This is a genomic window from Paraburkholderia sp. BR10872, assembly GCF_040965835.1.
Taxonomy (GTDB): Bacteria; Pseudomonadota; Gammaproteobacteria; order Burkholderiales; family Burkholderiaceae; genus Paraburkholderia; species Paraburkholderia nodosa_A.
The window spans coordinates 94668-104070 of sequence record NZ_JBFRCN010000028.1; the positions used below are offsets into that span (position 1 = coordinate 94668).

The window sequence follows — 9403 nt, forward strand, 5'->3', positions numbered from 1 at the left end:
GCTCGCCCGGACCTTTTGTCTTAGACCTTCGCGAGCCAGCGCGCGTACTTGTCGTTCTTGCCCGAAACGACGTCGAAGAAGGCCGATTGCAGCTTCTCCGTGACCGGGCCGCGCGAGCCGCTGCCGATGGTGCGGTTGTCGAGCTCGCGGATCGGCGTGACTTCGGCGGCGGTGCCCGTGAAGAACGCTTCGTCGCAGGTGTACACCTCGTCACGCGTGATGCGCTTTTCGATCACGGGAATGCCCATGTCGCGCGCGAGCGTGATGACCGTGTCGCGCGTGATGCCGTCGAGGCACGACGCGAGGTCCGGCGTGTACAGCTTGCCGTTGTTCACGAGGAAGAAGTTCTCGCCCGAGCCTTCCGAGACATAGCCGTCCACGTCGAGCAGGAGCGCTTCGTCGTAGCCGTCGGCGGTGGCTTCCTGGTTGGCGAGGATCGAGTTCACATACCAGCCCGAAGCCTTGGCGCGCACCATCGACACGTTCACGTGATGGCGCGTGAACGAGGACGTCTTCACGCGGATGCCCCGGGCGAGGCCGTCTTCGCCGAGATAGGCGCCCCACGGCCATGCGGCGATGGCCACGTGGATGGTGTTGCCCTTGGCCGAAACGCCGAGCTTTTCCGAGCCGACCCAGATGATCGGGCGGATGTAGCACGACTCGAGCCTGTTCGCGCGCACGACTTCGAGCTGCGCGTCGGCGAGCGTCTTCGCGTCGAACGGCACGTCCATCTGGAAAATCTTGGCTGAGTTGAGCAGACGCCTGGTGTGCTCGGCGAGGCGGAAGATCGCGGTGCTGCCGTCGGCGGTCTGATAGGCGCGTACACCTTCGAAGACACCCATGCCGTAGTGCAGCGTGTGGGTCAGCACGTGAATGTTGGCGTCGCGCCAATCAATCAGCCTGCCGTCCATCCAGATCTTGCCGTCGCGGTCGGCCATTGACATACGAATCTCCAGACAAGTGCAGTAAATATCGGGCTTATATAGGGGTTTCGCCGCGCGCCGCGTGGCTGCGGGTGGCAAAGACGATTATTTTAGCGTCATTTGACGCCTTCCAGCGCGCCCGCGGGCGTGTGGGGCGGGGATTTCGGGCGATTTTAGGGTCGTTTCGCGCGCGTTCCGCCCGAATATTTTTCGGGTGTAGCCCATGCTGCATCGCAGCAAATCGCGCGAACGCCCGCCCGGCGAGCAGCGTCTGCCCAAATACGGGAGATTCGCCTGGACACGTCTCTGATCGTCCTGGCTATCAGCTAAAATACCGATCTCGCAATCGATGCCGGCTCGTGCCAGCGACGAGCAGCGACATGGAGCCGCGACCCGAAACAGCGTTCAAACCGGATCCCGCGCCGTGCCGTCCCGCACGTCTTGCCGCGCCAGAATGAGGCCCGCGGCGCCGCATCGCCTTGCCACCGCCTTCCCACCATCAAGATGACATGCCCATGAACAAGGTTCTGCGTCTTTCCGATCTGATCTCCGAAGGCAAATTGAAGGGCAAGCGCGTATTCATCCGCGCCGACCTGAACGTGCCGCAGGACGACCACGGCAACATCACCGAAGACACCCGCGTGCGCGCCTCCGTGCCGGCCATCAAGGCCGCACTCGACGCCGGCGCGGCCGTCATGGTCACCTCGCACCTGGGCCGCCCGACCGAAGGCGAGTTCAAGCCCGAAGACTCCCTCGCGCCGGTCGCGAAGCGTCTGGCCGAACTGCTCGGCCGCGACGTGCCGCTGGTCGCGAACTGGGTTGAAAACGGCGTGAACGTCGAGCCGGGCAACGTGGTGCTGCTCGAAAACTGCCGCGTCAACAAGGGCGAGAAGAAGAACTCGGACGAGCTTTCGCAAAAGATGGCGAAGCTCTGCGATATCTACGTGAACGACGCGTTCGGCACCGCCCATCGCGCCGAAGCCACGACCTACGGCATCGCGAAGTACGCGAGCGTCGCCTGCGCGGGTCCGCTGCTCGCGGCCGAACTCGACGCGCTCAGCAAGGCGCTCGGCGCGCCCAAGCGTCCGCTGGTGGCCATCGTGGCGGGCTCGAAGGTTTCGACCAAGCTCACCATCCTCAAGTCGCTGGCCGAGAAAGTCGATCAGCTGATCGTCGGCGGCGGCATCGCCAACACGTTCATGCTGGCCGCGGGCCTGAAGATCGGCAAGTCGCTCGCCGAAGCCGATCTGGTGGACGATGCGAAGGCCATCATCGACGCGGCGCGCGCGCGCGGCGCCTCCGTGCCGATCCCGACCGACGTCGTGACCGCGAAAGAATTCTCGCCGACGGCCAGGGCCGAGACGAAGAACGTGGCCGACGTAGCCGACGACGACATGATCGTCGACATCGGTCCTGTCACCGCCAACGCGCTCGCCGCGCAACTCGCGCAGGCCGGCACGATCGTGTGGAACGGCCCGGTCGGCGTGTTCGAGTTCGACCAGTTCGGCAACGGCACGAAGACGCTTGCGGATGCGATCGCCAGTTCGGGCGCGTTCTCGATCGCGGGCGGCGGCGACACGCTCGCAGCCATCGCGAAGTACAACATCGCCGACAAGGTCAGCTATATCTCCACCGGCGGCGGCGCCTTCCTCGAGTTCCTCGAAGGCAAGAAGCTGCCGGCGGTCGAAGTGCTCGAAACGCGGGCGGCTGGTTAAGTGGCGCCGCGCGCCCCGGCCGGGAAGGCCATGAGCAAACTTCCTCGTGCAGGCGCAAAGAAGTCGCGCAGCGCAGCCGGGGCCGCAGCAAAACAGAAGGGGCGCACAGCGCCCCAGGCAGAGACGGACCAGGCGGGGGCCGACGCGACCCCCGCCGCCGCTGCCGAAAACGATCTTGCGGCGACGCAGTCGACTGCTGAATCGACAGCCGCACAGAATCCGACAGGGCGCACAGCCACGCCCGCATCGAATACGACTACGCATGTAGACAGCGCCGTAGCGGCTCATGTGAGCCCTGCGGCGTCCTCCAAGAAAGCGACGCCGGGTACACCCGGTGCGCGTTCCGGCGCATCCGCACCCGCGGCGCAGCCGGCCAGCACTTCTCGCAGCAACGGTTTTCCCAGCGATCCTATCCAGACGAGGAGACTCATGCATCGCGCCACCAAGATTGTCGCCACCATCGGTCCGGCTTCCAGCACGCCGGACATCCTGCTGAAAATGATCCGCGCAGGACTGGACGTGGTGCGCCTCAACTTTTCGCACGGCACCGCCGACGACCATCGTCAGCGTGCTGAAATGGTGCGGGACTGCGCCCGCCAGGCTGGCCGCGAAGTTGCGATCATGGCGGACCTGCAAGGCCCGAAGATTCGCGTCGGCAAATTCGAGAATGGCAAGACGACGCTCGAGCCGGGCCATCCGTTCATCCTCGACGCCGAATGCGAGCTCGGTAATGACGAGCGCGTCGGTCTCGACTACAAGGATCTGCCGCGCGACCTGAAGCCGGGCGACATCCTGTTGCTCAACGACGGCCTGATCGTGCTCGACGTCGCGCGCGTGATCGGCAGCGAGATCCACACGATCGTGCGCGTGGGCGGCGACCTGTCGAACAACAAGGGCATCAACCGCCAGGGCGGCGGCCTGACGGCGCCCGCGCTCACCGCGAAGGACATGGAAGACATCCGCACGGCCATGTCGCTGGGCGCGGACTTCGTCGCCGTGTCGTTCCCGAAGAACGCCACCGACATGGAAATGGCGCGCCAGCTCGCGAACATCGCGGGCGCGCCTTACGGCATCAAGCCGAAGATGATCGCGAAGATCGAGCGCGCCGAGGCGATTCCGGCGCTGCAGGAAATTCTCGATTCGTCGGACGGCATCATGGTCGCGCGCGGCGACCTGGCCGTGGAAGTGGGCAATGCCGCCGTGCCGGCGCTGCAAAAGCGCATGATCCGCATGGCGCGCGACTCGAACAAACTCGTCATCACGGCCACGCAGATGATGGAGTCGATGATCCACGCACCGGTGCCCACGCGCGCCGAAGTCTCGGACGTCGCCAACGCGGTGCTCGACGGCACGGACGCCGTGATGCTCTCGGCCGAATCGGCCGCGGGCAAGTACCCGGTGCAGACCATCGAGGCCATGGCCGCGATCTGTCTGGAAGCGGAGAAGTCGGAGCAATCCGAACTGGACAAGGACTTCCTCGACCGCACCTTCACGCGCATCGACCAGTCGATCGCCATGGGCGCCTTGTTCACGGCCTATCACCTGGGCGCGAAGGCGATCGTCGCGCTTACGGAGTCGGGCTCGACCGCGCTCTGGATGTCGCGTCACTGGACCCATGTGCCGATCTTCGCGCTCACGCCGCGTGCAGGCAGCGAGCGCGCCATGTCGCTCTATCGCAATGTCACGCCGCTGCACCTCGATACGAGCAGCGACCGCGACACGGCGCTCCAGCAAGCCATCGAAGTGGTGGTCAGCAAGGGCTACGCGTCGCACGGCGACATGGTCGTGCTGACCGTGGGCGAGCCGATGGGGCAGCCGGGCGGCACGAACACACTGAAGATCGTGCGCGTCGGCGACGTGCTCTAACTTCGGTGCGGTAACCTCGCGGCGATTTTTTTCGCTTTATTTTCGCGACTCCCGAAAATAAATGCGGACGGCTTCGACTGGTGCCACACTGGTATCAGGTCGACGTAAGATCGGTGCCGTTTAGGCGCTTTTTCCCCGCAATTGAAGCCCGTACGCCATAGAAACGGCGCACGGGCTGTCAACGCTTTTTGCATCTTCTCGCGGTTCTGACGCTCCGATACGCCAATTTCATGCCAGTTACGTGCCTGGTGCCGGGATCGGACGCGCTTCGCGATAAAATCACGCCATCGAGCCCGCGGCAGGTCACGCGGGCGGCGGCTGCCAGGCCGCCCTCGACCGGCTGCGCAAGACAGTCGGCGCCAGAAGCATTTCGTTTCAAATCAAAGGAGTAGCAACAATGCCTCTCGTATCAATGCGTCAACTGCTGGACCACGCGGCTGAACACGGTTATGGCCTGCCCGCGTTCAACGTGAACAACCTGGAACAGGTCCAGGCGATCATGGAAGCCGCGAACCAGGTCGGTTCGCCGGTGATCATGCAGGCATCGGCCGGCGCGCGTAAGTACGCGGGTGAGCCCTTCCTGCGCCACCTGATCGAAGCCGCGGTCGAGTCGTATCCGCATATTCCGGTCGTGATGCATCAGGACCACGGCCAGTCGCCGGCAGTCTGCATGGCAGCGATCCGCAGCGGTTTCACCAGTGTGATGATGGACGGCTCGCTCGAAGCCGACGGCAAGACCGTCGCATCGTACGAGTACAACGTCGAAGTTTCGCGCAAGGTCGTCGAAATGGCGCACTCGATCGGCGTGACGGTCGAAGCGGAACTGGGCGTGCTCGGTTCGCTGGAAACGATGAAGGGCGACAAGGAAGACGGTCACGGCGCCGAAGGCACCATGACGCGCGAGCAGCTCCTGACGGACCCGGAGCAGGCCGCCGACTTCGTGAAGCTCACGCAGTGCGACGCGCTGGCCATCGCCATCGGCACCTCGCACGGCGCGTACAAGTTCTCCAAGAAGCCCACGGGCGACATTCTGTCGATCCAGCGCATCAAGGAAATCCACGCGCGCATCCCGAACACGCACCTCGTGATGCACGGTTCGTCGTCGGTGCCGCAGGAACTGCTGGCCGAGATCCGCGAATTCGGCGGCGACATGAAGGAAACGTACGGCGTGCCGGTGGAAGAGATCCAGGAAGGCATCCGTCACGGTGTGCGCAAGATCAACATCGACACCGACCTGCGTCTGGCGATCACGGGCGCGATCCGTCGCTATATGTATGAAAACCCGTCGAAGTTCGACCCGCGCGACTACCTGAAGCCGGCTCGCGAAGCCGCGAAGAAGGTGTGCCTGGACCGCTTCCTCGCGTTCGGCTGCGAAGGCCAGGCCGGCAAGATCAAGCCGGTTTCGCTCGACAAGATCGCCGAGAAGTACAAATCGGGCGAACTCGCGCAGATCGTTCGCTAAGCGAGCTTCTGTGCCGGGCGCTGTGCGCCTCGAGTAGCAAACATCGCCGTTTCCGCCTGTTTTGGGGGAACGGCGATGGGCTTTTCCGGGAAATTTGCCGGTTTTTGGTTTACCCTCGCAATACCTTCGGTTTTACGGTTTCCGCGCGCGGTTGCAACCGCGATTCTGGACCGAACCCGCCTCCGTTTCGATTGTCCTTTTAGCGAATCACGACGATGTCTACCCTCTACGAATCCACGCTCCGCTCGCTGCCGCTTCTCGGCCGCGGCAAGGTCCGCGACAACTATGCCGTGGGCAACGACAAGCTGCTGATCGTCACCACCGACCGTCTGTCGGCGTTCGACGTCATCATGGGCGAGCCGATTCCGCGCAAGGGCGAGGTGCTCAACCAGATGGCCGACTTCTGGTTCGAAAAGCTCAAGCACGTCGTGCCGAACCACCTCACGGGCGTCGCGCCTGAAACCGTCGTGGCCGCCGACGAAGTCGAGCAGGTCAAGGGCCGCGCCGTCGTGGTGAAGCGCCTCGAGCCGATCCTCGTGGAAGCCGTGGTGCGCGGCTATCTGGCCGGCAGCGGCTGGAAGGACTATCAGGCAACGGGCGCCGTGTGCGGTGTCGAACTGCCGCCGGGCCTGCAGAATGCACAAAAGCTGCCCGAGCCGATCTTCACGCCGGCAGCCAAGGCCGAAATGGGCCACCACGACGAGAACATCACGTACGAAGAGATGGAACGCCGCATCGGCACCGAGCTCTCGCGCACCATCAAGGAAATTTCGATCAAGCTGTACAAGGAAGCCGCCGACTACGCGGCCACGCGCGGCATCATCATCGCCGACACGAAGTTCGAATTCGGTCTCGACAACCACGGCCAGCTGTATCTGATGGACGAGGCGCTCACCGCCGACTCGTCGCGCTTCTGGCCGGCCGACCAGTATCAGGTGGGCTCGAACCCGCCGTCGTTCGACAAGCAGTTCGTGCGCGACTGGCTCGAAACCCAGGACTGGAAGAAGGAGCCGCCGGCACCGAAGCTGCCCGACGAAGTGATCGCCAAAACGTCGGCAAAGTATCAGGAGGCGCTCGAGCGTCTCACGGGTCAAAAGCTCGCGTGAGCGAGAAGAGGGAAAAAGGAAGCACAATGAGCGAAGTTCAGACGGCTCACCAGCATGCGGCGCCGCTCGTCGGCGTGTTGATGGGCTCCAGCTCCGACTGGGACACGATGAAGCACGCGGTCGCGATCCTGCAGGAGTTCGGCGTCGCGTACGAGGCCAAGGTGGTCTCGGCGCACCGCATGCCCGACGAGATGTTCGAGTACGCGGAAAAGGCGCGCGAGCGCGGCCTGCGCGCGATCATCGCCGGCGCGGGCGGCGCGGCGCACCTGCCGGGCATGCTGGCGGCCAAGACCACGGTGCCCGTGCTGGGCGTGCCGGCGGTCAGCAAGTATCTGAAGGGCGTGGATTCGCTCCACTCGATCGTGCAGATGCCCAAGGGCGTCCCGGTCGCGACCTTCGCCATCGGCGAGGCGGGCGCGGCCAATGCGGCGCTCTTCGCCGTCTCGATCCTGAGCGTGACCAACACCGAATACGCGAACAAGCTCGCGGCCTTCCGTGTGCGCCAGAACGAAGCGGCGCATGCCATGGTGCTGCCCCCGCTTTGATCGTCCCGCTTTGATCGTCCCCACGCGCCGCGGCCACCCCGCGGCCGACCACGAAGATGACTCCTGACAATTCACCGGTTTCACCGATCCTGCCCGGCGCCTGGCTGGGCATGGTGGGTGGCGGCCAGCTCGGCCGCATGTTCTGCTTTGCCGCGCAGGCGATGGGCTACCGCGTCGCCGTGCTCGATCCCGACGCGACGAGCCCCGCGGGCACCGTGGCCGACCGCCACATCTGCGCCGCGTACGACGACGAAGCGGCGCTCACCGAACTCGCGCGTCTGTGCGCGGCCATCTCGACCGAGTTCGAGAACGTGCCCGCCGCGAGCCTCGACACGCTCGCGAAGTCGACCTTCGTGAGCCCGGCTGGACGCTGCGTGGCGGTGGCGCAGGACCGCATCGCCGAGAAGCGCTTTATCGCGGCGGCCGGCGTGCCGGTCGCGCCGCACGTGGTGATCGAGTCGTCGCAGGCGCTCGCCGGCATCGACGACAAGACGCTCGCCGCCGTGCTGCCGGGCATTCTCAAGACCGCGCGCATGGGCTACGACGGCAAAGGCCAGATTCGTGTCTCCAACGCCGAAGAAGTGCGCGAGGCGCATGCGTCGCTCGGCGGCGTGCCGTGCGTGCTGGAAAAGCGCCTGCCGCTGAAGTTCGAGGTGAGCGCGCTGATCGCTCGCGGCACGAACGGCAAGGCCGTCGTTTATCCGCTCGCGCAGAACACGCACCGCAACGGCGTGCTCTCGCACACCATCGTGCCCGCGCCGGACGCAAGCCCGGCGCTCGTGCAGCAGGCCCAGCAGGCGGCGATCCAGATCGCGGCGAAGCTCGGCTATGTGGGCGTGCTGTGCGTGGAGTTCTTCATCCTCGAAGACGGCTCGCTCGTCGCCAACGAAATGGCGCCGCGCCCGCACAACTCGGGCCACTACACGACCGATGCGTGCGCCACGAGCCAGTTCGAGCAGCAGGTGCGCGCCATGACGGCCATGCCGCTCGGCGACACGCGCCAGCACTCGCCGGCCGTGATGCTGAACATTCTCGGCGACGTGTGGTTCCCCTGCGCCGTGGGCGAGGCGAAGCCCCAGAAGGGCGCCGCGCCCGTCACGCCGCCGTGGGACCAGGTGGCCGCGATGCCGGCCGCGCGCCTGCATCTGTACGGCAAGGAAGAAGCGCGTGCGGGCCGTAAGATGGGCCACGTGAACTTCACTGCGCCGACGCTCGACGAAGCGCGCACGGCCGCACGCGACTGCGCGCGCCTGCTGCACATCGCCACGAGCTGAGGTTGAGCCGCATCATGTCTGATCAGCAGAACGCGCCGCACGATGGCGCGCCGACTCTGACCGATGCCGACATCGAGCACGCCGCCGCGCTGCTCGACGCGGGCGAGCTGGTAGCGTTCCCGACCGAGACCGTCTATGGTCTGGGCGGCGATGCGGCGAGCCCCGAGGCAGTCGCGCGCATTTACGCGGCCAAAGGGCGGCCGGCGAACCATCCGGTGATCGTGCACTTGCCGCCCGGTGGCGACCCGCAATACTGGGCCGCTGAATGGCCCGAGGCCGCGCAAAAGCTCGTCGACGCGTTTTGGCCCGGCCCGCTCACGCTGATCGTCAAACGCCACGAACGCATTCCCGATGCCGTGAGCGGCGGTCAGGACTCGGTGGGGCTGCGCTGCCCGTCGCATCCGGTCGCGCAGCAGCTGCTGGCGGCGTTCTCCGCGCGTCGCGGCGGTCATGGCGGCGTGGCGGCGCCGTCGGCGAACCGCTTCGGCCACGTGAGCCCGACCACGGCGCAG

8 protein-coding genes are annotated in these 9403 nt (G+C 65.5%); 7 read left to right on the forward strand and 1 reads right to left on the reverse strand.

Annotated features, from left to right (window positions below; all coding sequences use genetic code 11):
* Positions 1 to 20: 20 nt before the first annotated feature.
* Complete coding sequence (locus tag AB4Y43_RS21950; RefSeq protein WP_083245133.1) at positions 21 to 944, reverse strand: branched-chain amino acid transaminase; 924 nt, start codon at positions 942 to 944, stop codon at positions 21 to 23.
* A 494-nt stretch (positions 945 to 1438) separates the two neighbouring features.
* Between AB4Y43_RS21950 and AB4Y43_RS21955 the strand changes: the two genes are divergently transcribed.
* From AB4Y43_RS21955 to AB4Y43_RS21985, 7 genes are all read left to right on the forward strand, one after another.
* Complete coding sequence (locus AB4Y43_RS21955) at positions 1439 to 2638, forward strand: phosphoglycerate kinase (protein WP_368728769.1); 1200 nt, start codon at positions 1439 to 1441, stop codon at positions 2636 to 2638.
* A 429-nt stretch (positions 2639 to 3067) separates the two neighbouring features.
* Positions 3068 to 4504, forward strand: coding sequence for a pyruvate kinase (pyk, locus tag AB4Y43_RS21960; RefSeq protein WP_069262849.1), 1437 nt, complete (start codon positions 3068 to 3070; stop codon positions 4502 to 4504).
* A 397-nt stretch (positions 4505 to 4901) separates the two neighbouring features.
* Entirely contained in the window at positions 4902 to 5966 is a 1065-nt protein-coding gene (fba, locus tag AB4Y43_RS21965; RefSeq protein ID WP_069262848.1) for a class II fructose-bisphosphate aldolase, read from the forward strand.
* A gap of 215 nt (positions 5967 to 6181) precedes the next feature.
* Positions 6182 to 7072 carry a phosphoribosylaminoimidazolesuccinocarboxamide synthase gene (locus tag AB4Y43_RS21970; protein WP_324160324.1) on the forward strand — a complete coding sequence of 297 codons (891 nt, stop codon included), beginning with the start codon at positions 6182 to 6184 and terminating at the stop codon, positions 7070 to 7072.
* A 26-nt stretch (positions 7073 to 7098) separates the two neighbouring features.
* Complete coding sequence (purE, locus tag AB4Y43_RS21975) at positions 7099 to 7617, forward strand: 5-(carboxyamino)imidazole ribonucleotide mutase (RefSeq protein WP_028205944.1); 519 nt, start codon at positions 7099 to 7101, stop codon at positions 7615 to 7617.
* A gap of 56 nt (positions 7618 to 7673) precedes the next feature.
* Positions 7674 to 8891 (forward strand): 5-(carboxyamino)imidazole ribonucleotide synthase, encoded by a 1218-nt coding sequence (locus tag AB4Y43_RS21980; RefSeq protein WP_069262846.1) that lies wholly within the window; start codon positions 7674 to 7676, stop codon positions 8889 to 8891.
* Between the two features lie 14 nt (positions 8892 to 8905).
* On the forward strand, positions 8906 to 9403 hold a 498-nt coding region (locus AB4Y43_RS21985), incomplete at its 3' end, for an L-threonylcarbamoyladenylate synthase (protein WP_368728770.1).

Coding starts and splice junctions, on each gene's coding strand:
- AB4Y43_RS21970 (WP_324160324.1), top strand. CDS start 6,182: ATGTCTACCCTCTACGAATCCACGCTCCGCTCGCTGCCGCTTCTCGGC.
- pyk (WP_069262849.1), top strand. CDS start 3,068: ATGCATCGCGCCACCAAGATTGTCGCCACCATCGGTCCGGCTTCCAGC.
- fba (WP_069262848.1), top strand. CDS start 4,902: ATGCCTCTCGTATCAATGCGTCAACTGCTGGACCACGCGGCTGAACAC.
- AB4Y43_RS21955 (WP_368728769.1), top strand. CDS start 1,439: ATGAACAAGGTTCTGCGTCTTTCCGATCTGATCTCCGAAGGCAAATTG.
- AB4Y43_RS21950 (WP_083245133.1), bottom strand. CDS start 944: ATGTCAATGGCCGACCGCGACGGCAAGATCTGGATGGACGGCAGGCTG.
- purE (WP_028205944.1), top strand. CDS start 7,099: ATGAGCGAAGTTCAGACGGCTCACCAGCATGCGGCGCCGCTCGTCGGC.
- AB4Y43_RS21980 (WP_069262846.1), top strand. CDS start 7,674: ATGACTCCTGACAATTCACCGGTTTCACCGATCCTGCCCGGCGCCTGG.